The organism is Roseobacter sp. YIN89 (assembly GCF_057219365.1).
Map to the genome: position 1 here is coordinate 654563 of NZ_JBXVVD010000001.1, position 24595 is coordinate 679157.

19 protein-coding genes are annotated in these 24595 nt (G+C 54.8%); 12 read left to right on the forward strand and 7 right to left on the reverse strand.

From position 1 onward, the window contains the following. Positions 1–12: 12 nt before the first annotated feature. From AC2D8V_RS03245 to AC2D8V_RS03260, 4 genes are all read right to left on the reverse strand, one after another. Entirely contained in the window at positions 13–1731 is a 1719-nt protein-coding gene (locus AC2D8V_RS03245) for a bifunctional sulfate adenylyltransferase/adenylylsulfate kinase (protein WP_484732074.1), read from the reverse strand. An 88-nt stretch (positions 1732–1819) separates the two neighbouring features. Beyond that, complete coding sequence (locus AC2D8V_RS03250) at positions 1820–2821, reverse strand: hypothetical protein (protein WP_484732075.1); 1002 nt, start codon at positions 2819–2821, stop codon at positions 1820–1822. Positions 2822–2918: 97 nt separating this feature from the next. Further along, positions 2919–3677, reverse strand: a complete 759-nt coding sequence (locus AC2D8V_RS03255) for an FkbM family methyltransferase (RefSeq protein WP_484732076.1) — start codon at positions 3675–3677, stop codon at positions 2919–2921. Between the two features lie 96 nt (positions 3678–3773). Continuing rightward, a complete protein-coding gene (locus AC2D8V_RS03260) occupies positions 3774–4643 on the reverse strand; it encodes a hypothetical protein (RefSeq protein ID WP_484732077.1) in 870 nt (289 codons plus the stop codon). Positions 4644–4978: 335 nt separating this feature from the next. Between AC2D8V_RS03260 and AC2D8V_RS03265 the strand changes: the two genes are divergently transcribed. From AC2D8V_RS03265 to AC2D8V_RS03295, 7 genes are all read left to right on the forward strand, one after another. Continuing rightward, positions 4979–5575 (forward strand): hypothetical protein, encoded by a 597-nt coding sequence (locus AC2D8V_RS03265; protein WP_484732078.1) that lies wholly within the window; start codon positions 4979–4981, stop codon positions 5573–5575. A gap of 102 nt (positions 5576–5677) precedes the next feature. Beyond that, the gene (locus AC2D8V_RS03270; RefSeq protein WP_484732079.1) at positions 5678–6511 is read left to right on the forward strand and encodes a glycosyltransferase family protein; all 834 of its coding nucleotides are present in this window, start codon (positions 5678–5680) and stop codon (positions 6509–6511) included. Positions 6512–6630: 119 nt separating this feature from the next. Then, positions 6631–7614: a UDP-glucose 4-epimerase GalE gene (gene galE, locus AC2D8V_RS03275; protein ID WP_484732080.1), complete on the forward strand. Its 984-nt coding sequence runs from the start codon at positions 6631–6633 to the stop codon at positions 7612–7614. A 95-nt stretch (positions 7615–7709) separates the two neighbouring features. Next, positions 7710–8939 (forward strand): YfiM family lipoprotein, encoded by a 1230-nt coding sequence (locus tag AC2D8V_RS03280; RefSeq protein ID WP_484732081.1) that lies wholly within the window; start codon positions 7710–7712, stop codon positions 8937–8939. Between the two features lie 287 nt (positions 8940–9226). Continuing rightward, a complete protein-coding gene (locus AC2D8V_RS03285; protein ID WP_484732082.1) occupies positions 9227–10381 on the forward strand; it encodes a glycosyltransferase family 4 protein in 1155 nt (384 codons plus the stop codon). Positions 10382–10585: 204 nt separating this feature from the next. After that, positions 10586–12016, forward strand: a complete 1431-nt coding sequence (locus tag AC2D8V_RS03290) for an MBOAT family O-acyltransferase (protein WP_484732083.1) — start codon at positions 10586–10588, stop codon at positions 12014–12016. Between the two features lie 9 nt (positions 12017–12025). Then, on the forward strand, positions 12026–13117 hold the full coding sequence (locus AC2D8V_RS03295; RefSeq protein WP_484732084.1) for a hypothetical protein: 1092 nt from the start codon (positions 12026–12028) through the stop codon (positions 13115–13117). Positions 13118–13170: 53 nt separating this feature from the next. On the opposite strand, the gene AC2D8V_RS03300 is transcribed toward AC2D8V_RS03295, so the two are convergent. Both AC2D8V_RS03300 and AC2D8V_RS03305 read right to left on the reverse strand, forming a co-directional pair. After that, positions 13171–16317 carry a right-handed parallel beta-helix repeat-containing protein gene (locus AC2D8V_RS03300; RefSeq protein WP_484732085.1) on the reverse strand — a complete coding sequence of 1049 codons (3147 nt, stop codon included), beginning with the start codon at positions 16315–16317 and terminating at the stop codon, positions 13171–13173. Positions 16318–16843: 526 nt separating this feature from the next. Beyond that, on the reverse strand, positions 16844–18274 hold the full coding sequence (locus AC2D8V_RS03305; protein ID WP_484732086.1) for a mannose-1-phosphate guanylyltransferase/mannose-6-phosphate isomerase: 1431 nt from the start codon (positions 18272–18274) through the stop codon (positions 16844–16846). Positions 18275–18461: 187 nt separating this feature from the next. On the opposite strand from AC2D8V_RS03305, the gene AC2D8V_RS03310 reads away from it, so the two are divergent. Beyond that, entirely contained in the window at positions 18462–19484 is a 1023-nt protein-coding gene (locus AC2D8V_RS03310) for an NAD-dependent epimerase/dehydratase family protein (protein WP_484732087.1), read from the forward strand. A 9-nt stretch (positions 19485–19493) separates the two neighbouring features. Here AC2D8V_RS03310 and AC2D8V_RS03315 read toward each other — a convergent pair whose 3' ends face one another. Then, positions 19494–20816, reverse strand: coding sequence for a UDP-glucose dehydrogenase family protein (locus AC2D8V_RS03315; protein ID WP_484732088.1), 1323 nt, complete (start codon positions 20814–20816; stop codon positions 19494–19496). A 204-nt stretch (positions 20817–21020) separates the two neighbouring features. On the opposite strand from AC2D8V_RS03315, the gene rfbC reads away from it, so the two are divergent. From rfbC to rfbA, 4 genes are read left to right on the forward strand one after another with little or no spacing between them, the layout of a single operon-like run. Then, a complete protein-coding gene (gene rfbC, locus AC2D8V_RS03320) occupies positions 21021–21587 on the forward strand; it encodes a dTDP-4-dehydrorhamnose 3,5-epimerase (RefSeq protein WP_484732089.1) in 567 nt (188 codons plus the stop codon). Beyond that, positions 21584–22624: a dTDP-glucose 4,6-dehydratase gene (gene rfbB, locus AC2D8V_RS03325; RefSeq protein WP_484732090.1), complete on the forward strand. Its 1041-nt coding sequence runs from the start codon at positions 21584–21586 to the stop codon at positions 22622–22624. The genes rfbC and rfbB overlap by 4 nt, the downstream gene beginning before the upstream one ends. Next, on the forward strand, positions 22621–23463 hold the full coding sequence (rfbD, locus tag AC2D8V_RS03330; protein WP_484732091.1) for a dTDP-4-dehydrorhamnose reductase: 843 nt from the start codon (positions 22621–22623) through the stop codon (positions 23461–23463). Before rfbB ends, rfbD begins: the two co-directional genes overlap by 4 nt. Beyond that, positions 23460–24338 (forward strand): glucose-1-phosphate thymidylyltransferase RfbA, encoded by an 879-nt coding sequence (gene rfbA, locus AC2D8V_RS03335; protein WP_484732092.1) that lies wholly within the window; start codon positions 23460–23462, stop codon positions 24336–24338. Before rfbD ends, rfbA begins: the two co-directional genes overlap by 4 nt. The last annotated feature ends 257 nt before the right edge of the window (positions 24339–24595 follow it).

Below are 24595 nucleotides of genomic sequence, written 5' to 3' on the forward strand. Positions count from 1 at the left end.
AGGGCCGGGCGATCAGAGCCGCCCGGCGATAAGCCCCATGCTTTCAAGTTTCAGCAGCACTTGATGCGCACAGTTGTCGACCGGCACATTCTCCGTCTCGACACGCAACTCAGGATCTTCTGGCACATCATACGGATCAGAGATGCCGGTGAATTCCTTGATCTTTCCCTCACGTGCGAGTTTGTAGAGCCCTTTGCGGTCCCTCCGTTCGCACTCTTCGATAGTTGTGGCGACGTGCACTTCGACAAAAGCACCAAATGCTTCGACATCTTCGCGCACAGCACGGCGCGTGGCGGCATAGGGCGCGATCGGCGCACAGATCGCAATGCCGCCGTTCTTGGTAATTTCCGAAGCAACATAGCCAATCCGGCGAATGTTCAGGTCGCGATGTTCTTTGGAAAAGCCCAGCTCTGAAGACAGGTTCTTCCGCACGATATCACCGTCCAGCAGGGTGACAGGGCGCCCGCCCATTTCCATCAATTTGGTCAGGAGCGCGTTCGCAATTGTCGATTTACCCGACCCCGAGAACCCGGTGAAGAACACGGTAAAGCCTTGCTGGTTCCGAGGAGGATACCGGCGGCGCAGTTCGGATACGACCTCAGGGAAGGAAAACCACTCTGGAATTTCGATGCCTTCGCGCAGGCGGCGGCGCAACTCGGTTCCGGAAATGTTGAGAATGGTCACTTTGTCCCGGTCATGGATGTCATCTACCGGTTCGTATTGCGCCCGGTCTTCGACCCAAACCATGTGTTTGAAATCGACCATCTGGATGCCCATCTCATCCTGATGTTCGCGGAACAGATCTTGCGCGTCATAGGGTCCGTAGAAATCTTCGCCCGCCGAATTTTTGCCGGGGCCCGCATGATCTCTGCCGACAATGAAATGGGTGCATCCGTGGTTCTTGCGGATCAGCCCATGCCAGATCGCTTCGCGCGGACCGGCCATGCGCATCGCAAGGTTCAAAAGGCTCATCGAAGTGGTTGCTGCAGGGTATTTGTCGAGAACCGCCTCGTAGCAGCGTACACGGGTAAAGTGGTCCACATCGCCCGGTTTTGTCATGCCCACAACAGGATGGATCAGCAGGTTTGCTTGTGCTTCGCGCGACGCGCGAAAGGTGAGTTCCTGATGGGCGCGGTGCAACGGGTTGCGTGTTTGAAACGCCACAATTTTCCGCCAGCCCAACTTGCGAAAATACGCGCGCAGTTCGTTTGGCGTGTCCCTGCGCGCCTTGAAATCGTAATGGACGGGCTGTTGAATTCCGGTAATCGGCCCACCCAGATATATCTTGCCCGCCGTGTTGTGCAGGTAGTTAACCGCCGGATGGGCGTCATCGTCCGCGCCAAAAACCTTTTCTGCTTCGCGCGATTTATCGGGAGACCACCGGTCCGTCACTGTCATGGTTGCAAGGATCACACCTTCGAGGTCGCGCAGAGCAATGTCTTGGCCCAGTTCGATCCCGTCCGCAAAACCTTCCGATACGTCGAGCGTTATGGGCATGGGCCAGAGCGTTCCATCGGCGAGCCGCATGTTTTCGACCACGCCGTCATAGTCTGCTTCGCTCAGGAAACCGGTGAGAGGATTGAAACCACCGTTCATCAAAAGCTCAAGGTCACAGATCTGGCGCGGGGTCAGATCCCAGCTTTGCAGGTCGGCCGCTTCGTTTTTTAGTTTCTGAGCTGAATCGTAGGAAACATAAAGCTCAGGGACTGGAGAAAGGTCGGGGATGGGCATTTTGGGGTCTCATGCGTTAGAGCGCTGGTTAGCGCTGCTTAAACGGAATAGGTTGAGGAGTTTCAAGCGTAAAGACCTTCGAAACCTTTCAGCGAAACTTCCCAATTACTTTCGCCGCAATTTTTTTGAGATAATTTACTCGAGGCTGTTCAACTAAAAGAATCTCGCGGACAATACGGCTTTGCTCCTCTGTCAGAGGTGTGAGCTGATGACTTTGGGATTTTCGCTTGTCTGCCTTCTGAAAGTGCTTCTGAAAGTCGATGTCATAGCGTTCCCAAGACGTTCCGTCGGCAACTGTATCGTATCGTTCAACCAAATACTGGACAGTCTGCAAATATTGCTTGAAGGCATGCGCGCTCGGAAACACCCGCTCAACAACCGCATTTGGCAATTCCATGCACAAACGGTCGGCAATACGCTGGCCAACCGGCGCGCCGAATATCGCATTAACGTATCGGACAAAGTCTATTTCGCTTGGGGCCAAACTGCGGTTGATCCGTTGAGAGGCTTTCTCAAGAGTGGCCGTTGGAATTTCGAGAAAGTCCTCAAATGTCGCAATCACATCGGCTTTGTGGCGTTCATAATTCCGGACTTTCAGATCCACGCCGCTTTTCTCGCAGGCATCGACAAATAGTGGCAGTCGCGCGGCATGCGTCATGTTGTCATCGATGTCCTTTATGTAGTCATCAATCGTTCCCGAAAATCCGTCTCGTTTCACGGCTTGACTGTAATGCGAGGGCAAAGCGGCAACAGGATCTCGAATGAACAATAAAGCATGGGTTTCCACGCCTTTTTGATGCAAAAATTCGAGCAAATTGCTTTTCTCCGGAATGTCCTTGAAGAGGTGCTCTGATGAAAAGAGCAAGTTCGCGCCAGTTGGGGCTTCGGCGGTAATTTGGTCAAAGTTTTTGATTATTTCGTTAGCAAAATAGTTGCCTGATGTAATGTTCCCAAAGCGAGCTGCCTGAACGCGATGGGTTTCGGGATAGTAAAAACCGTGCCCCAGAAGCGTACTTGTATTGTGGGCCAAAACGTTTTGAATGAAGCTGCTACCGGTTTTGCCATGACCAACGTGCAGATATACCTTCATTTGGTTGAAACCCTTTTTCATGAGTACAGACAAGATGGATGCGACCTAAGGCGTACTCTGTTGCCTTTGATGATACAACAATACTGACACCGGCTTTTTAGTTACAGATGGCAAGTTCATCAGAGTGGTTCCACTGCACAAAGCGATACCCATGCCGGGCAAGGTGGCGTTTGAGCTTTTCGTGTTTGGCCTTGCTTAGATTTTCTTGCTCGTAATTGATTGCAAGGGGCCGGTGCCTGTCGAAATCGACGGTATAGACCACCTCATCATCAAATCCCTCAGCATCGATTTGCAAAAACAACGCGTCGCCCAAAAAGCCTTTATGAGTATCAATCAACTGTGACACGGTTTCGCACCGCTGCGAGAGGCATTCTATTCGATTTTCTGGCGCCACTCCTTCAACTTTCAGCTGCGAGGCTGCCTTGCGCAACACGAACTCCCGATCAAATGAAGTGATCCCGGAAGCGATAATCCCTTTATACTGCGCTGCATATTCGGGCTTGATACGGTAAAGCTCTATACTCTCTTGCGGGCCGATCGCTAGGTTCAACGTTTTTACGTGGCCATGCCCGTTATAGTTTTTGCGCAGTAGGTCGTGAATATCGGGCAGCGGTTCGACCAAGACGGCATTAACCTTATCCGGATGGCGCAAAATAAATTGCCTCACCGGATCGACCGTGACGCCATCGTTGGCGCCGCACTGCAAAAGCCCAAGACTGCCATGTGCAGACAACAGGCCTGTCAGAAACCCGTCCAAAAATTCTAGTGGTGGAGAGTTTTCACGCGGGCGCGGCGCGGGCGGCTTGTTCTTATTCTGACCCAGCTTGTTCAAAGCTTGTTTGAGCAAAATTTTCATTCAAATAGCCAATGTGCAAAAAAATCATATTCGTCATACGTTAACCTACTTTAATAAAATACACTTTTTTTGCGTTGTGGTGCACGCGTGGCACCGTCATTCAAGACGCTGGAACAATGCGCGCTTCCTCAGCTTTACTTGGCAGATGGCCTTTTCTTTCCAAATTCGAAACTTCCGTTTTGCGCGCCCCCGCTGTACGCGACGGCGGATTTCTGTCGGTCTCAGATCAGACACCTGCTCAAAAGCTGTTTCAACCGAAGCATCTGATTTATCTCCTGTTTTGCCGTGTAACCTGCCGGTCATCACCATGTCGGCCGCCAACACAGATATTCCCAAAGAAGCGCGGCCAGTTTTCGCATAGTGGCGTTCTAGACCCTGCAAAACGGACAGATGGGTGCTCATTCTTTGAACCGAGCGGTTTTCCAGATCGAACTGAAAAGCCTTCAGCGCACGGTGAAAGCCAAAATGAAACGCCTGATAGCGTCCGGGATCGGGCGCGTGTTCGACAAAAATTTTAATCTCTTTTGGTTGGCGCGCGCGTGATCCGGGGCAATTCGGAGCGGGATCAACGAAAAGCGGATTATGCGTATCAACTTGCCAGGTCACCCGCGGACTGAATACGTGAACGCCAAAAATCTTTGTCCCTGTGAAATGGTCATTCACTTCAGTTTCGAGGTGGTCGAGGTCGGGACGGGCGGCAAAGTAAGCTGCAATTTCGCTCAGCGCGGTGGGACGAGACAGCACCATGTCGGCATCGAGCTTTAGGAAAAGATCAAACTCGGACGAGCGCGCCATGATTTCACAATAGAGCCGATGATAGGCCTCTACATTCCCCAACCCTTTAAAGGTGATTTGCTCTGCTTCAACATCGGTTTGGGCTGCGACTGACGCCTGACATGCATCGAATTCGTTTTCGCCCGAAAAAAGCGTGAGCACGAGAAATCTGGGCTGTTTCGGGCTGGCCATTTCACCTCCAGCATAGATGCGGCGATTCCTGTTAACATTCGATTAACCATTATCCGCTTAAATTCAAACAACAAATATTCGTGAGCATCCTTGGCTGCCCGATCCGTTCTGTCATCGGGTCGCCTGTGGATGACTTGAGTTTTGGTGAGAAAATTGCGCGACCCTCGCTTGTTTAGGGTCATGCGATGCGCTGCTGCGCAGCGTAAATCCGGAGGCTTGGAGGTATGAAAAACCTCAGATGTTTGATTGTTGGATGTGGACGTTCCGGGACGGGATTTCTATCGCACGCTGTTAGCCTTTCGGGAACACCTTGCGGGCACGAAGACGTTTTTCAAGTGTCCGGCATCAATGACGCTTCACCTCTTGAGATTGAGTGTTCATGGTACGCGGTGCCGCATCTGTCAAAACTTTCTCGTGCTACGAAGATCCTGCACCTTGTGCGAAATCCGGAAAGCGTCATAAAATCCTTTTATCGTATTGGCCTATTCGCGCCTACGATCGCGCAACATGCGTCGTGCGGACAGCCAAAGCGATTTGCAAAGACGCTTATTACCGACCCATCCGCCTTTATCGACCGGATCCGGCACGTACGCGCACATCGGAACTTCTTCCGCGAACACACCGAATTGATGGACATTCCGGACGAAATTGCGCGGGCCAACCGCTATTGGTCACTGTGGAACACCACGATCGAAAACTATGCCTCAAGGTCAGGGGCCGATTATTTGCGGGTGCGGCTGGAAGACATCAATGCAAGGTACTCTGAGATGTCAGCATTTCTCGAACTGCCAAGCCTATCGCTGCAACATCAGGAAAAGAATGCCAAGCTGTTTTACGCGCGGGCCGAACCAGAGCAGCTATGGCTTAGTCCTGAGGTCAAATTGCTTGCACGTCAGTATGGCTATGAAACCCTGAGTGAAGCGGCCGCCTAAAGCGGGTTTGCACAGTTCCTAAAACCGCAGTATTTGAACATTATCAAACCGCGGGCGCGTCGATCGTGCCGGGCTGGTTCAAGTGCGTTACGAGGACAATTCATGACAGACGCGACCAATGCCGGAGAGCCGTTTGGAAACAAGCCGCGGGTCGCGGTCTATACCTGCACCTATGCCAGCTACGACATCCTTCTTTCTCCGCAAAAGATGACGCCGGGATGCGACTACATCGCTTTTGTGGACCAAAAGCAATCAACGGCCAAGCGTTGGGATTGCCGCCCGCTGCCTGCTGAAGTCGAGAACCTGCCGCAGAACGAAGCAAACCGGTATTGCAAGCTTTTTCCCATGCGCATTCTGCCCGAATACGACATCTCGATCTATCTCGATGGAAACATCTTTATTGGCGCGGACCTGACCCCGTTGATAGACCAGTTCATCGCTTCGGGCGCAGATCTGGCGTTGTTTCCGGGGCAGGGTAATCGCACGGTAGAAGAAGAGATCGAACTGACGCTTGAGCGCGGCGCTGTGCGTGAAGACCGCGTAGCGGCTGCGCAGCGCCAGCTCGCCGATCTGCGCGCTAAGGGCGAAGCAGACCTGCCAATTACCATGAATGGTGTCCTGTTCCGCAAACACGCGTCGCCGCATCTTGAGCCCTTGATGCAAGCGTGGTGGGAAGACATCAACAAGTATGCGATGCGCGATCAATACGGCTTGCCCGGTTTACTGAACCAATCGCTCGTTCAGGTGCACCACTGGGATTGGCAGTACTTCTATACTGAAAACCCTTACTTCAGTGTCCGCCCGCATCGTACCTCCGGCATGGGGTGGTGGGCGGAGCAGATACACGCAAGTCAGGCGCGGCGCACCTACGCCTTGCCAGACAGGATTCTGTGGTCGCTGCACCGGCGTATCACGGGGCCGTTCAAAGCGCGGTAATTCGTGCCCCAGTTGGCATATGATCCTCTGGCTTGTCTGTCCTTGTGCTTTCGTTACTGTCAGGCAAAGAAGATACGTGCAGCTGTGAACTCGCCTGCAGTCAAAAAGGGTATCCAACTGTGACTACAATCCTTGTAACCGGTGGCGCGGGATACATTGGCTCTCACGCGTGTAAACGTCTGGCAGCGGCAGGGTACACACCGGTCACCTTCGACAACTTGTCGACAGGGTGGCGCGAAGCGGTGAAATTTGGCCCTTTTGAACAAGGCGATCTACTGGATCGCGGGCGTCTTGACGCGGTGTTCGCGGCGCACAAACCGTCAGCAGTGATGCATTTCGCGGCGCTGAGCCAGGTTGGGGAAAGCATGGACGACCCAGGGCGCTACTGGCGGAACAATGTGGTCGGCTCGCTGAACCTTATCGAAGCGGCCGTCGCTGCCGGATGCATGCATTTCGTGTTTTCTTCTACCTGCGCCACTTATGGTGATCAGGATGGCGTTGTGCTGAACGAGGAAAGCCCTCAGGCGCCAATCAATGCCTACGGGGCGTCAAAATTGGCCATTGAACAAATACTGGAGAATTTCGAACAGGCGCATGGCTTGTCCCATGTCACGTTTCGATACTTCAACGTCGCAGGTGCTGATCCAGCAGCCGAAGTTGGAGAATTTCATCAGCCAGAAACGCATCTCATCCCGGTCATGCTTCAAGCAATTTCAGGAGACCGCGACGGCCTGACCATTCATGGCACCGACTATCAGACCGACGATGGCACCTGCATTCGCGACTACGTTCACGTGTGCGATCTGGTCGAGGCGCATGTCCTAGGGTTGCAATGGTTGCAACAAGGCAATCAGAGCCGCGTATTCAACCTCGGGACCGGCAGTGGCTTTTCCGTGCGGCAAGTTATTGATCAGGGACGCAGTGTAACGAACCATCCTGTACCCTTTGTCGAGGGACCGCGCCGCGCAGGGGATTGCACCAAACTGGTGTCAGGATCTACCCGCGCGGAACAGGAATTGGGTTGGGTGCCGGAGCGATCAAACCTGCCTGAGATGATCGAAGATGCGTGGCGCTGGTACCGGACGGGCGGCTATGAAGCTTAAGCGTGAGGTTCAACTAAATTGTGCGTAAGCTTCTCAAAATAATAGGAATACTGTGCTTTGTTGGCATCATCGCTTTGACAGGCTTGGCAGTGGCTGTGATCGAAACTTCTCCGGGAATAACACGTACAGCTGCGCCCACGCCGGAAAATGTACATGACGCGCGGCGGTTCGTGCGTGGTCTGCGCAAGGCGGTGGAAACCGGCCAGACAGAGAGCGAACCGTTCCCCGTCACTGAGGCAGAGCTTAATAGCGTTTTGACACTGGGGGGCCGGTTTGTACCGGGGTTTCGCGGACGTGTGGATGTCAAAGAAGAGGGCGTGGCAGGAAATGCCGCCATCCCGCTGCCGTTCTCTGCCGAAAGGCTGTGGCTCAATATCGAAGTCTTCGCACCCGTATTTCGGGGTGAATTCGCCTTGCAAGAGGTACGACTGGGCGCACTAAGTGTCCCACCAGACACGGCGTTGCAGGTGGCGCGCTTGGGGATGAACGCGGCGTTTGGCAACCAACTGGGTGACACAGCGCTGTCTGCGGCAACCGGGATGTACACACAAGACGATGTCGTTTCGTTCGATTTGACGATTGATGAGATAGGAAAGAACGGCGTAATGCGCGGCGTTTTCGGCACGTTGCGCGGAAATGATATGCCGCAGGCCGAAGTAATCAATCGCTACTACGTTGCTCTGCGCCAGGCGATGGATCGCGGTGAATTGCCGGCCACTGGCAGCTATTTGCCGTATCTCGAATTCACGCTGCGCGCGGCCTACGAAGGGAGCAGTTCCGAAGGCATCGGCAATGCTTATACGGCGGCACTTTTCGCCCTCACACGGGCCTGTGGCGCGCGTGACTTTACCATGGTTGTCGGTGGTTTGGCAGGAACCGGGCAAAGCCAGCCGTCGTCTTGGGAAACCTCTTGCGCGGATGTGACCCTGAACGGGCGGATCGATAGCCGACGCCATTTTACCACCGCAGCGGCACTGCAGGCCGCAAGCAATCGGGGGTTTGCTGTTTCTGTGGGCGAATTCAAAGAGCTGTATGACAGTATTCGACTGACACGCGGCGGATTTGACTTCACGGATCTGGCGGCAAATAATTCCGGCATTCGCATGTCCAACACGCTAATGTCAGCCCAACGTGAGGACTGGCCGGGCCTGCTGGAGCGCATTGAAAACGAAAACGATGTGATTATTCCATTTGATGATGTCCCTCAGATCATGACGCGCGAAGTGTTTCAGCAAAAGTTTGGCGATGTAGACAGCCCGCGGTATGCGGCGATGATCGAACAGATTGAAGGTCAGATCGATGCCCTGCCGTTGCACCGGCCTTAGATTTGGCGGGCAAGGCGATGCAGGATTGATGTGCGCCAGATTGCGCCGTCTGGCGAAACCGGCCCGATTAGGTGTACGCAAAGGAAGTTTAACGATCCGAAGTGCCGCCACTTGCCACATATGCATCCTGAAAGCATAGTCGTTGCAGTCTGACCAAGTCGCCTTTTGTGGTGATAGGACCAGCACAAGCCGCGTCCAACAGCTTTTGCATTTGCATCACACGCCTTCACTTGCAACAAATCACATAAGCAAAAGTTTCAACGCGAATAACCCGGGCACCACTCTGAATGAAGATTTCATATATTCATGGACCCGGTGACGCCTATGGCACTTTTCTAAAGTGGCAGGCCGGCGACGCGGACGCTTCGATCAACAAACAAACCTACTCTGGACAGTTTTTTGACCTGATCAGTTCCATTGACGGTCAGGGTCAGGTGATCTGCCCCACCGAAAGCGGCGCGACTGGTGATCCCAGATTTGGCTTCTCTACAGTTCCCAGCAGCCGGAAATCAGGGTGGCGGTATTATCTTGGCGAAATGCGGTATGCCTTTGAGGTCGGGCAAAAACTGCGCGCCTTTGGTCCTGATGTCGTGATTATTTCGTCGGACTTTCCCAGCCAGTACTTTGACCTTTTGCCGCGCAAGCCAAAGAAGATTTTGTCGATCCACAACACGTTTTGGCCGCCTTACGGTGGCCCTGAAGGTAGCAAAGCCAAATTTCTTACATCGCTGACGCGCCGGTCTTTGCGTCATGTTGATCTGGCCGTTTGCGTTTCGCGTGAGTGCCAGCGGCAGTTCGAGGCGCTGCGCGGAGGAGCGAAGACTTTCAGCGTGGTTCAACTGCCCCGCGTATTGATGGAGCCTGTCCCCCGACCAGAGCATGCCGGAGGCGCGCCACGGACGTTTCTGTATGTCGGCCGGGTCGAGCAGAGCAAAGGGGTGGGGGATCTGATCCGTGCGTTCAAGACCGTGCACGACAAGCACGCCGACACCCGGCTTAAGATCGTAGGCGACGGTAGCTATCTCGAACACTGCCGCGACCTCGCACGTGATTTGAAGATCGCAGAAAGTGTGGCGTTCACCGGAAGGCTTGATGCGCATGGGGTTCGGCGTGCATACGCAGAGGCGGATTTGTGTATTTGCCCAAGCCGTCCGGATTTCTGTGAAGGGCTGGCAACTGTTCCCATTGAAGCTGCGGTACATGGCACTCCCAGCATCATGAGCTCGGCGGTGCCGGCAAAAGAGTATTTTGAGTATGGGGATCTGGTTTTCCAAGCAGGGAGTGCCGAAGACCTCGCCGCCAAAATGTTGTTGGCGCTCACTTCAGAAGAGGTTTATGCAAATGCCCTTTCTGATGCGCGTCAGTCTCTCCTTACGATGTTCACCGAACACGAAGACTGGAAGAGCGGTATCATGAAATGCATCGAGGCTGACACCGGCTGAACTTCTGCTTGTCTAAATCAACCCAGCGTTTGTGGCAGACATCGATACAAAGCAACACAACGGCAGGGATTTTCCCGTTCTCCGAAATCGATCGAGATAGATATGGCCTCGCTATCGCTTCAAGCCTAAAGTCGCGGTCGAGTTTGTCTGACAGGGTACCATGTTTCGACAGGCCCTTACGGATAGCACGTCAGGATCAAGGAATTGCTTTTTACCGAGTTAGACTTTTGGGCGTTCTTCGTGCTTGTCGCTGCCGCCTATGTCGTGCTGCCGCACAAGCTGCAAAATCGGATGTTGCTGATCGCGAGCTACTATTTCTATGGCTCATGGGATTGGCGGTTTCTGTCTCTGATCCTGATCAGTACCTTTGTTGATTACATTGTTGGCCTGCGAATGGCCGGCGAAACGGATACGGGGCGGCGCAAGCGACTTTTGGCAATCTCGCTGGCGGTCAACCTCGGCATGCTGGCGGTGTTCAAATATCTGGGTTTTTTTGTCAGCAGTTTTCAGGACATGTTGGCAGGGATCGGGTATGCGGCGGATCCTTTTGTCTTGTCCATCGTGCTGCCAGTTGGCATCTCGTTCTACACGTTTCAAACGCTGAGTTACACGATCGACATCTATCGTCGCGATTTGGAACCCACGCGCGATTTCTTTGATTTCGCGCTCTTCGTTGCCTTTTTCCCGCAACTGGTCGCGGGGCCGATTGAACGGGCCAAAAACCTCCTGCCCAATATTGCCGCTCCACGCAAACTGAGTTGGGAAGCATTTCGGCGTGGTGCCTTGCTGTGCTTGCTGGGACTGATCAAGAAAGTTGTCGTCGCCGATGGGATCGCTCCTTCGGTGGATGCCGTTTACAGCGCACCCGATCCGTCGCGGCTTGATATACTTTTTGCCACCTGGCTCTTTGCGGTGCAGATTTACTGCGATTTCTCGGGGTATACAGATATCGCTCGGGGTGTCGCCAAGATGTTGGGATTTCACCTCATGCGCAACTTTGCCCAGCCCTATTTTGCGGCGGACCCGCAGGAGTTCTGGCGGCGCTGGCATATATCGCTTTCGACATGGTTGCGCGATTATCTGTATGTGTCACTTGGGGGAAACCGATCCGGCCCGCTCAAGACGTATCGCAACCTTATGGCGACGATGGTGTTGGGCGGCCTATGGCACGGGGCGGCATGGAATTTCGTCGCATGGGGCGTGTATCAGGGCGCTCTTTTGGCTGTACATCGGATGTTTGCAGGCAGACACGGCCGTGTGGGTGAAGGGGTTTCGCGCAGCTTGTGGCAATGGATTTTGCGCGGCGTCGCCATTGCTGCGTTCTTTCAGGTTGTTTGCTACGGCTGGCTGCTGTTTCGGGCGACCTCTTTCGACCAGATCAGCGACTTTACCGCGCGTCTTCTGGGGGTCACGGCTGCTGCGGGAGGATTATCAATGCCAACACCGCCATTCGCGGCACTTCTTGGTCTGGCATTTCTGCTCGTCTGGGACATATCCGTCGAGCGCAGCGGCGATGTGGCCTTCTACCGCAAATGGCCATTGGTCGTGCGCGCCGTGCTTTACGCCGGAATGCTCTACCTGTTCGCTTTTGGCGCAACGACGGACACCTCTGCGTTCATCTATTTCCAGTTCTAAGGGGGCAGGATGCGACACACCATAAAGATTGCACTCGTCACACTGGTCGCACTGCTGTCGATGGATGCGCTTGTGGCCGCAACACTTGGCTGGGCAGAACGCACTGGCAGACTTGGAGCGTTGGTAACGTATTTCGATTATGGCCGCTCTGTCCCCGGTAAGTTGTCTCAGTGGGAACAGGCTCCTGATATGCCGGGCAATCTATATGACGTGGCGTGGCCCGCTGCGACCGTCGCTGAATCAGCGGCGCGTTTTGCATTGGAAGATACCGCCGCTGGGCCCGTCATCCGCAGCTACGGCATGTCGTTTGCCAACCGGATTATTCGCAGTGCGGTGGCACAACGGCCAGAATTGATCTGGGACGCACACGACGGTCCCGGCGGTCCGCCGAATTTCACCTTTGCACTTTTTGAAGATGATCGCGCGAACCGGCGGGAAGGGGACATCGTGGTGCTGGGTATCCTGTCCTCTTCAGTGCCAGCGATGACGGCATTGACGAACAGCACATGGGTGTTCGAACAACCCGCGCCATTTACTTACCCAGTCTACCTTCTCGAGGGTGACAAGCTGGCACGTATAGACCCAGTCGTTCAAAGTGCCGCGCAACAGCGCATTGTGGCCGACGATGCTGGACTACGTCAGGCGTGGCAGGCCCAGCTATCCAGTACGGACGTGTTTCATGATATGCGGACGTTCGGCGCAAGCTGGCTGGATGTATCACCCTTCGCGCGTTTGGTGCGGCGGTCACTGGCAACCGCCCATATCGAGCGTACCAAGGCGGATGTTCTTTCATCCAACAGTTATCCCTATGAGGAAGTGCTGCGCCACATGATAATTGAGTTTGCAGAAACCGCGCAGGCCGATGGGCAAATACCCGTGGTTATGTTGATCCAGAACAATCGCAGTCTGCAGCCTGACCTGCTGCCGATCGTTTTACCGGTGCTTGAGCGGACTGATACGCCGTATCTCGCGACGGCCGAACACTTTGATTACACAGATCGCACAGGCTTTGTTTCTGACGGGCACTATAAGCCTGAGGTCGACCAAATGTTTGGTGCGGCTTTTTTGTCAGTTGTCGATGACGCAACCAAACGCCCATAGCCCGACAAGGGTATGGGCGTATAAAGGTTAACGTCTTTTTTCAGCCTGTCTGATTAGACGAATTCGTCTTCGAACAGTTCCTCATCAGTGGTCTGCAGAAGCGGCGCCGTGTCATCAGCTACAGGTTGACCATCGGTCAGTGCAGCCCAGAGGTCTGCGGCTTCCTGTGCGTCGTCTGCTGTGCCGGTGGTCGTATAGCTCAGCTCACCGCTGCCATTCGCCATAAAGTTCAGCTCTACGCGGTCGGTCTCGTAATCGACTTTGATCTCCACGTCGCGGTCACTGGCCAAACCGGCGACGCGAACTTCACCAAAACCGCCAACGATCTCATCGACGTCAATCAACACGTGGCTGCCTTCGGATTGGTTCATTCCTTCCAAGTCGAGGAACAGGTTTGCTTCACCCAGGTTCACACCGGACTGAACATCGGTTTCAGCATCACCGAAATATCCGCTGCGGAATTCTGTGATTGAATTCATTTCACCCACAAAGGCATCGAACCCAAGTGTTGCTTCGTCGTCGAAGCGCAGTACGGCGGTATCGCCGTCATCGCTGTCAAAGCCTACTTTTGCTTCGCCGCCCCGGATCAGCAGTGTATTGTCCGCACCTACTTCAAAGGCGCCGCCTTGCGAGGCAAGGATCGTTTGACCAAGGCTGGCTGTCAGGTCAACATCGCCAGTAACATCGCCTGTGTTGGCGAACCTGCCGCCGAAAACTTCGATATCGAGCTTGTCGTCATCGGCATATCCATTGGTCCAGAATTGACCGGTGCTCTTGATTTCAAGCTCGGCACCGCGTTCGCCTGCCGACAGCATACCGTCAACCGACAGGTAGCCGTGGGTTACAAGCAGTTTACCGCCCGACCCGAAATCAAGATCGCCCAACGTGGCGGTTCCACCATAATTCACAAGGTTACCGGCAAGATTGACGTTGTCGCCATCGCCAGATCCTGGCAGCGAATCGAGATCCCAGTTCATGCGGTTGTCCCAGCGGATACCATCTCCAAGATCGTCAGGCACAAAACGGAAATCACGCGCGCTTGACACATCAAGGTGCACGTCGATCCCAAAGCCTTGCTGAAAGTAGTTGATGATCAGGTCGGCATCTGTCTGGCCATCCACATTTGATCCGAGGTCTTCGCGCAGATAGGCTGAAAGGTCCTGAATTGTTGCGGTTTCCTGTCCAAGAAGCGCCGCTGCATACCGCTGAATGGTGGTTTCATCCGCAACATTCGAATCAACGTTTTCGGTATTGCGATCTCGATCGAGATCACGCTGAACATCGTAGCCACTGGCCCAGTTGTAGATGATCGTGTCGTTGTAAAAGAACTCTTCGGTACTTTTCAACGCCATGTCGTTGTACCATTTCCACTCAAGCTCTTCCGGGTTGTCCGGATCGGCAAGGTGCGCCACGATGTTCTGGTGCAGGGTCGCTAGAACACTCTTGTTTTCGATACCCCAGGATTTCGCACCGACCATCTGAGCCTGTTTGTATGCCGCCGAGGTCACCACGTTTCCTGTGAAGAGCGTGTAGCTGTCATCAATCAGACCGTTGTCATGGCGTCCGCCAAGGAAGTTCACGCCGACATTGTTGTCGAGGAACACGTTATCTTCAATGAATCCGCCGCCGCGCAGTTGCGCGCCGAAAGAGGCCGCTTGCATCGTGATGTTATCACGGAATGTGACGTTATCGGTGTTGTACTGCAGATAGACATTGTGGCTGTACATGCTTGGTGGCTGGCCTGAATCGCCATCCCAGTTGGGATCATACCCGTCTTCCCAGCCATTGTGATCGAACAATGTGTTTTCGATCAGAACGTCATTTGCTTTCTGAATGTAGAGACCGCTGATCCGATCAGGGGAGGGCACCCAGTCGCCGTTGGCACCTGAGGGGTCGTCATCGACAATGTCGTAAAAATCAGAGTTGCGGATCGTGACTCCGTTGATACGTGATCCCAGACCTTGGATGGCAAACTCACTTTCGGTGACGGTGATGTTCTCGAAAATGTAGTTGTCGCCGCCCAATGTCATGAACTCGCCGCTGAAGTGCAGATCAGAAAATACGACATTTTCGGCTGCATCATTGATGATGCGAACGAGAGAAGTGATTTCAGGCTTTTCGCCTTCGCCGTAGGCGGTGATGTGAATTGGGTGAAGCGGGTCTTCCCCCTGCGAGCCGGGGTCGAGGATCGAACCAAGCTTGTCGTATTCATACCCGCGCTCTAGCAGCATCCAGTTGGAATGCGGACCTTTGGCGTTCAAGTGGTCCCAAAGTTCTTTGCCTGCGTGTTGGTCAAGCGCCATTTCGGGATCGCTGCCATATTCAGGATGCGCGGCCAGCCAACGTGGCGTGACGTCTTCGACATCCATATTTTCGATCGCTGCGATCTCGGCCAGAGACAGGGCGTTCTCGCTGGCAGAAATATAGATATCGCGGTGGTTTTCACCGGTTTCAACGATCAAATCGCCATTTTCATCCGTTTGCAGCATATATGCGTGGCCACTGCCCCACCCATCTTGGGGCACGCCCTCTTCCAGCGGTGCTACAATGTTCAACGACTGCTCAACCGTTTCGGTAGTGCCGTCTTCATAGGTCGCTTGGTAACTGAAATTGACTGCACCGGTGTAGGTTGTACCAGACATCACGATCGCGAGCGTGTTGTCGGGGTTAACGCTGACATGGCCGGTTTCCAGACCGCTCAGAACTTTCATCGAAACAATTGGATTGTCTTCAGTGCTTGGGTCCAGCACAGTCACGCGCCCTGCCGGCACATCAACAGCACCAGTGGTCCCGCTGATATCTATCGAAAGATCGGGGCCTTCGTCTGGGGATTGTTCTGATACCGGAGCTTGTGGAGTTTCAGGAGCAGGAGCGTTCACCACTGGCTCGGGTTCTGGGGTGGGGGTCGGCGCGGGCTCTGGCTCAGGTTCGGGCTCTGGCTCAGGCTCTGGCTCTGGTGCTGGTGCAGGCGCTGCAACGGGCTCTTCCGGGGTCTCTTCTACCACAGGATCGGCAGGTGGGCTTTGTTCAGCCTCGCTTTCATCCATAGCTTGCTGTGGTGGTGTCGGTTCTGGTGTTGGTTCTGGTGTAGGGGGTGGGGCTGCCGCAGGTGCGTCATCGCCGCCGGAGCCGCCAGCAGCGAGGCCAATGCCTGCAATGGCTGCGCCGCCAAAAAACAATCCAAGAAGTGATCCGAGCATCAGGCGTCTCCCCGTTCGGAGCAGCCATTTCGTGTTTCCACCAGCTCGCCGTATGCGTCGCATGCAACCTCTTGCGCGTAAACGTTTCGAGGTACCAGTATACTGACAAGTGTCGGCTTTCGTCTATCAAAGCACGAAGCGAAAAGGTGGGACATATCTGCTCTCATTTTGTGGCCGCATTTCGGCCGTTTAAAACCCTATCCGGCTCGCATATTTAGACTTCCCGATTGTGTTTGATTTGTGGAAAAACAGGGCAAATGCGGCCATCTTGCCGAATTAATTAATCTGAAAGCGGCCGCAATTAAGACTTTGTTAATGGCGTTCCGAGTGGCCGAAACCCGCTAATTTTAAGGGACATGGTGGCGTTGACCCGCCGACTTGCAGCAAAGACATGCCGAAGTGTCGTCACGTTTTGGTCACATTCCGCCGATGACGTTCGCGCGGCGAACCTCTTTGTCGTAATTCGGTGCCTATGGATGATGTCGGAGCGTCAGCTGATCCCTGGCCGGGTTGAGAAAGCGATGGTCTAACCCCGTGCGTAGACATCCTCATAACGAATGATGTCGTCTTCACCGAGGTAGCTGCCAGTTTGCACTTCGATCAGAACCATTGGCACTTTACCGGGGTTTTCCATGCGATGGACTGCACCTAGCGGTATGTAAACTGACTGATTTTCCGTCACCAGTTTGATCTCTTCGTTGATGGTCACCTTCGCAGTGCCTTCAACGACGATCCAGTGTTCAGCGCGATGGTGGTGGCTCTGCAAGCTGAGCGCTGCGCCGGGATTGACCACGATACGCTTGACCTGAAAACGCTCGCCGATGACAAGGCTTTCGAACCAACCCCAGGGCCGGTGATCAATTGGAAAGGTTTCTGCCTGATGGCTACCTTGTTCTTTTAGAACAGCAACGGCTTTCTTTACATCCTGTGCGCGGCGACGGTCGGCCACAAGAACCGCATCCGGCATGGCCACAGCAACGATGTTTTCGAGGCCGATCCCGACGAGCACCTGACCGTCCGTTTCCGCCCGCAGCAACGTGTCGTGGCAATCCAGTGCTGTGGCGCCGTCGCTGGTGGCCACGCCTTCTGAATCCGGACCCATTTCGCGCCAAACCGCATCCCAACCGCCTAGGTCTGACCACCCGGCGGAAAATGGCATAACCGTCAGGTTGTCTGCTTTTTCCATCACCGCATAATCGATGGAAATGTCCTCTGCTTTTGCCCAGCTGTCCGGATCAAGGCGCAAGAAGCCAAGGTCCGGTTTCGCCAGTTCCAGCGCAGCTTCGACCGTGGGGACCAGCTTTGGCGCATAGCGGCGGAAGGCTTCGACGATTGTTGCGGCGGAAAACAAGAAAATCCCTGCGTTCCAAAGATATGTCCCCTGTGCGAGCATCTCTTGTGCGCTGGCCAGCTCCGGCTTTTCGACAAAGCGTTTGAGGTCTGTGACTGTTCCGTCTTGCGGGGGGCCGGCCAGTTCAAGATAACCGTATCCCGTTTCAGGGCGGTCAGGCGTGATGCCAAACGTCACGATCTGGCCTGCCCTTGCGGGCTCAGCCGCCTGAGCAACGGCAGCGCGGAAGGCGTCCGGATCGGGGATGACGTGATCCGAGGCGGCCACGAGCATCAGGGCGTCAGGTGAGGTGGCGTGCAGGTGCAAGGCTGCGGCCAGAACCGCAGGCGCCGTGTTGCGGCTTGCGGGCTCAATCAGAATGGCGGCAGGGTCGATCCCGATCGCCATCAGTTGCTCTGTGACAAGGAACCGAAAGTCCGAATTCGTCAGCACGACCGGCGCGGCGTAGCCTGGACCGGCAAGTCGCTGTGCTGACGCCTGAAACAAACTTTGATCGCCCGTCAGCGAAGAGAACTGCTTTGGGTAACTTTTGCGCGACAACGGCCATAACCTTGATCCAGACCCCCCGGCCAGCAAGATCGGATGGATAAGCGCTGAATTGGTCATCTTGGCCTCTCAAAGGTCTTTGGCGGTCCGCATGCCGATTACCGGATTGTGCACTACGCCTGTAGATGTTTCTACTGGCCACGAATCCCAATTTGCAACGCGGTTGCGCGCTGGCGCTATCATGCGGTTGCGAAAGTGGCATAGATATGACGCTGATGGTCCAACGACGGGAGAGTTACGTAGCAAAATGCGTGTATTCATTACAGGAACCGCCGGGTTCATAGGATTTCACCTTGCACGACGCCTGATGTCCGATGGCCACGAGGTGCATGGCTATGATGGCATGACCGACTACTACGACCAACGGCTGAAAGAAGACAGGCACGCGGTGCTTTCGGGTCATAATGCGTTTTCGAAAACCATTGGTCTGCTGGAGGACCAAGAGGTGCTTGACCGCGCGGTGGATGACTTCGAGCCCGAAATCATTGTCCATCTGGCGGGGCAGGCCGGGGTCCGTTACAGCCTGGAAAACCCGCGAGCTTACCTCGACGCAAATGTAATCGGGTCTTTCAACGTGATGGAAGCCGCGCGACGGCTTGCGGTGCGCCACCTTCTGATGGCGTCCACCTCGTCTGCTTATGGTGCAAACACCAAGATGCCTTTCGCTGAGACGGACAAGGCTGATACGCAGATGACCATCTACGCGGCGACCAAAAAGGCCAGTGAGAACATGGCGCATGTTTATGCGCATTTGCACGCATTGCCGGTGACAATGTTCCGCTTTTTTACGGTTTACGGCGCGTGGAGCCGTCCGGACATGGTGCCGTTCAAATTTGCCGAACTGATGCGGGCTGGTCGCCCCATCGACATCTACAATAACGGCGACATGTTCCGCGATTTTACATTTGTCGACGATCTTGTGGAGGGGATCACCCGTCTGATCGATGTAATGCCCCCGTCACCGGCAGATCGTCCCGCTGTCGGCGTGCCAGGTGATAGTCTGAGCGACGTTGCGCCGTTTCGCGTGGTGAATATCGGTAACGGGGACAAAGTCCGGTTGATGGACTTCATCTCGGCCCTCGAGCAGGAGCTTGGCGTGCAAGCTGAAAAGAATTTTCTTCCCATGCAACCGGGCGATGTGCCGGCCACATGGGCCAGCGCTGATTTGTTGGAAGCCTTGACCGGCGCGATGCCAAAAACCAACTACCGGGATGGCATCGCGGCCTTTGCCACGTGGTATCGCGACTATTTCAGCAAGCGGGATGGCTGACGGAAGCTCTTAGTCGGCGCCAAAACCTCGGCGACCGACGCCCGCATAGGCCACAAAGCCTGCGTCTTGCACTTCGCCTGGTGCATATATGTTCCGAAGATCGGCCATGGCAGGCGTTGACATGAGCCCGGCCAGCCTCGGCAAATCCAGCGCGCGAAATTCGTTCCATTCCGTCAACAGTACAAGCGCGTGCGCGCCTTCTGAGGCCGCGTATGGATCTTCGGCCCATGTCACACCGGGTAAAAGTGCCTCGCCCTCGCGTTTGCCTTGCGGGTCAACCACGCTCACTTGTGCGCCCGCGCCGACCAAGGCTGGTACAATGGTTAGCGATGGCGCCTCCCGCATGTCGTCTGTATTCGGCTTGAAGGTGACGCCCAGCACGGCGATTTTCTTACCGTTCACCGCCCCGCCACACATGTCAGTGATCTTGTCTATCATCCTGCGCTTGATCGTGTCGTTGACGGTTATCACTGTTTCGACAATCTGCATGGGCACGGCGTGATCCTGTCCGATTCGCGCCAAGGCAGATGTATCCTTGGGAAAGCACGATCCGCCATACCCCGGACCGGCGTGCAGGAATTTTGACCCGATACGACCGTCCAAGCCCATGCCTTTGGAGACCATTTTGACGTCGGCGCCGGTACGTTCGCAGAGTTGTGCAATTTCGTTGATGAAGGTGATCTTGGTCGCCAGAAACGCGTTTGCTGCGTATTTGATCATCTCCGCGCTTTCCAAATCTGTGGTCATGATCGGAAATTCGCGCAAGTACAGTGGCCGGTAAATTGCCTGCATAACCTCGGCTGCGCGCTCGCTATCGACACCCACGACGATCCGGTCGGGCCGCATGAAATCATCAATGGCGGCACCCTCGCGCAAAAACTCAGGGTTGGAGGCAACGTCGAAATCGGCATCGGGTCGCGTTTTGGACAGCACGTCCTTAACTTGCCGATTGGTGCCAACTGGGACCGTCGATTTGGTTACGACAACCGTGTACCCGTTGATAGCATTCGCAATTTCCTCGGCGGCGGCCATCACATAGGACAGATCCGCGTGACCGTCGCCGCGCCGTGTCGGCGTTCCGACCGCGATAAATACCGCTTCGGCGTCCGCCACCGCTTGTTTGAGGTCCCCGGTAAATGTCAAACGACCTGCCGACATGTTACGTGCCATGAGATCGTCAAGGCCCGGTTCGAAAATCGGCACCTCTCCGTTATTCAATCGCGTGATCTTGTTGGGATCCTTGTCAACGCAAACGACCTCGTGGCCGAAGTCGGAAAAACAAACACCAGACACCAGCCCCACATAGCCGGTGCCGATCATAGCTATCTTCACGATTATCGCTCCTCAAAGCACAAGTTTCCGTTCTGATGCGCCACGCGCGACGGCCTGTCAACTCTCGCAAGTCGCGTCTCAAGTGGTGCGTTGCGCCGTCCGCACAACTGGATGAATTAACTGGCGTGGGTGGGCTCAGGGGTGACACGGGCAAAGTGCGTTGCTAAGTGGTGCCTGTAACAGCCGTAAAACAGGTAAGCGTGTGTGCATGTAGAAAAGACAAAACTGGACGGGGTGCTGATACTGACGCCTGCCCGTTTTGAAGACCCTCGAGGATTCTTCAGCGAGAGCTGGAACCGCAAACGCATGTCTGACGCGGGTATCCACATCGACTGGGTGCAAGACAACCATTCTCTGTCGAAAACACCCAACACCCTGCGCGGATTACACTTTCAAGCACCACCGCATGCGCAGGCCAAACTGGTCCGGTGCGGGCAGGGCGCCTTGTTCGACGTCGCTGTAGATGTTCGACGTGGCTCTCCCACCTACGGCGAATGGGTGGGCGTGGACCTGACAGAACAGAACGGACGCCAACTACTCATCCCGACAGGCTTTCTTCATGGTTTTGTCACCCGCGAACCGGACACCGAAGTGATCTACAAATGTTCAGATTACTACGCGCCAGAGTGTGACGGGGCGGTCCAATTCGACAGTCTGGATATCGATTGGGGTATCACAAGCGGCGCTCCAAAGCTTTCCGACAAGGATGCAACGGCGCAAAGTTTTTCGGATTTCGACAGCCCGTTTACATATGAAGGACCACAGGCATGAAAATTCTTGTGACAGGTGGCGCAGGATTTATCGGATCTGCTGTGGTGCGCACCGCCATCGAACGTGGATTTGAGATCGTCAACCTTGATGCGCTCACCTACGCGGCGTGCCTGGATAACGTTGCGATGGTGGCAGATCACCCAAATTATCGCTTTGCGCACGCGAATATTCTGGATCGCGACGCGGTGAGCCAGATTTTGGCAGATCACCAGCCCGATGCCGTCATGCACCTTGCCGCGGAAAGTCATGTAGACCGCTCGATCGATGGGCCCGGTACTTTTATCGAGACGAATATTACAGGCACTTATCAATTACTTGAGGCGGTGCGCGGTTATTGGGTGGCACAGGGCCGTCCCGAAGGTTTTCGCTTTCATCACGTATCGACAGACGAAGTTTTCGGCTCTCTGGGTGCGGAAGGGCAGTTTACCGAAACCACACCTTATGATCCGCGTTCGCCGTATTCGGCGTCGAAGGCCGCGTCGGACCACCTTGTGCGTGCATGGGGCGAAACCTACGGGCTGCCTGTCGTTCTGTCGAACTGTTCCAATAACTACGGGCCCTACCATTTCCCTGAAAAGCTGATCCCGGTGGTCATTCTGAACGCCCTCGCCGGAGGTGACATCCCTGTCTACGGCAAGGGTGAAAACGTGCGCGATTGGCTTTTTGTCGAAGACCACGCCGACGCGCTTTTGACCGTGCTGCAAAAGGGGCAATTGGGCCGCAGCTACAACATTGGCGGCGAGAATGAGGTGCGCAACATCGACCTTGTAAAGATGATCTGTGCAGTCTTGGATGATAAACGACCCAAAGATACGCCATATGCCGACCAGATTACCTTTGTGGCTGATCGCCCCGGGCATGACCTGCGCTATGCGATTAATCCTGAGCGGATCGCAACAGAGCTTGGATGGCGGCCTTCTTTGACGCTGGAACAAGGGCTGGCCCAGACAGTGCAATGGTACCTCGAAAACGAGGACTGGTGGCGCGCTCTCAAAGATCGGGACGGGGTCGGCACGCGTCTGGGTGTAACCGCGTGAGCATACTGGTTTTTGGAAAAACCGGTCAGGTGGCGACAGAACTCGCACGCTTGGGTGGTGTGATCTGTTTGGGACGGGAAGAAGCAGATCTGACAGACCCCGGCGCCTGTGAAGAACTGATCACCGCCAGCGACGCGCGCGCGGTCATCAATGCTGCCGCATACACCGCCGTCGACAAGGCGGAACAAGAGCGTGATACCGCCATGATCGTCAACGCGATGGCCCCTACGGCAATGGCAGCGGCAGCCGCAGAAAAATCAGTGCCTTTTGTCCATATATCAACGGATTACGTATTTGGCGGGCAAGGACAGCACGCTTGGAAGCCGCAAGATGAGACGGGCCCTTTGGGCGTATACGGGCACAGCAAACTGGGCGGCGAGCGCGGCGTTGTCGCGGCCGGTGGCACACACGCCATTCTGCGTACTTCATGGGTCTTTTCTGCGCATGGAAACAACTTTCTCAAGACGATGCTGCGTTTGTCGGAAACCCGCGATCACTTGACCATTGTGGCTGATCAGGTCGGTGGACCAACGCCCGCGACAGCCATTGCGCGGGCTTGCAAAGAAATGGCTGAAGCCTTGATTGACGATCCGTCAAAAACAGGTGTTTATCACCTTTCCGGCGCACCAGACACAACATGGGCGGACTTTGCCCGGACCATATTCACTGCTGCCGGACGTCAGACCACTGTCGAAGATATCCCGACCAGCGCGTACCCAACACCGGCGGCCAGACCGTTCAACTCTCGGCTCGACTGTTCCTCATTGTTGTCAACTTTTGGTATTAATCGTCCGGACTGGCAGGCAGCCACCCATGAGATCGTAGAGGCATTGACATGAGCGACACCCGCGCAAAACGCAAAGGCATCATTCTGGCGGGCGGGTCAGGCACGCGGCTTTATCCGATCACACTTGGCGTATCCAAGCAGTTGCTGCCCATCTACGACAAACCCATGATCTATTATCCCTTGTCGGTTCTGATGCTCGCAGGGATGCGTGAAATTGCCGTGATCACAACGCCGGAAGATCAGGCGCAATTTCAGCGCATGCTGGGCGACGGGTCGCAGTTCGGCATCTCGCTGACTTGGATCGTGCAACCCAGCCCGGATGGTCTTGCGCAGGCCTTTATTCTGGCTGAAGATTTTCTGGCAGGCGCGCCATCCGCGCTAATTCTGGGAGACAACATCTTTTTCGGTCACGGGTTACCCAGTTTGATGGCTGAGGCGGATAGGCAACCGAAAGGGGCCACGGTATTTGGCTATCAGGTCGCGGATCCGGAACGCTATGGCGTTGTGGATTTTGACAGTGCCGGCGCGGTGCGTTCGATCATCGAAAAACCGTCTGAACCGCCATCGAATCATGCCGTCACAGGGCTGTATTTTGTTGATGGAACAGCTTCCGAGAAGGCGCGGCAGGTCAAACCATCCGCGCGCGGAGAGATGGAGATCACCTCGCTGTTAGAGATGTACCTTGCTGAAAATGCGCTGACTGTTCAACGTATGGGGCGCGGATATGCGTGGTTGGACACTGGCACACACGCCTCTTTGCTGGATGCTGGAAACTTTGTCCGTACCATCGAAGAGCGACAGGGACAACAAATCGGCTCGCCTGAAGAAATCGCTTTTGAGCTGGGGTGGATCACCCGGGAAGATTTGCAGCAACAGGCTGAAAAATATGCAAAAAATTCCTATGGTGACTATCTTAAGAAGCTGTAATCTGTACCAGCGCTAAATGTGACCGTAACGTTTCTGAACATGCCGCGAATCGTTCTTTGATGGTTAATGATTTCGTGACCTCGCGGCGTGTATCCCCAGATATCGTCGACAAACCACCGCGGATACTTTGACTGTTTCCAATTTAAAAACATTGAGCCATGACAAGCGCTTAAACTCTGAGCGCGGCACGAAATTGTGGCGAAAAAAGGTTGGCAGTTGGGCAACAACGGTCTACTTTGGTGCTCGGGAAGTAAACT